Origin of the sequence: Mesorhizobium sp. M1A.T.Ca.IN.004.03.1.1 (assembly GCF_003997555.1) — a bacterium.
GTDB lineage: Bacteria > Pseudomonadota > Alphaproteobacteria > Rhizobiales > Rhizobiaceae > Mesorhizobium.
Genome location: NZ_RZTV01000426.1, coordinates 1 through 266, shown reverse-complemented (window position 1 = coordinate 266; position 266 = coordinate 1). Strand labels below are relative to the sequence as shown.

At 62.4% G+C, this 266-nt stretch carries 1 protein-coding gene; it reads left to right on the top strand.

Translation table 11 applies throughout. From position 1 onward, the window contains the following. On the top strand, positions 1-266 hold a 266-nt coding region (locus EOD29_RS32290; protein ID WP_164763971.1), incomplete at both ends, for an efflux RND transporter permease subunit.

The window sequence follows — 266 nt, the reverse complement described above, 5'->3', positions numbered from 1 at the left end:
TCGCGCTGAAAATCTATGGCGATGACATCGACACGCTGCGTTCGACAGCCGAGATGCTGCGCGAGAAGCTGTCGGGCATCCAGGGTCTGGTCGATCTGCAGGTCGAAAAGCAAGTCCGCATTCCACAGCTCCGGGTCGATGTCGACCACGAGCGTGCGGCCCTCTACGGCCTCACGCCGGCCTCCATGACTGAGGCGCTGGAGAGCATGTCCAATGGCCGGACGGTATCGCAGATCGTGGAGGGCAATCGCCGCTTCGACGTGGTC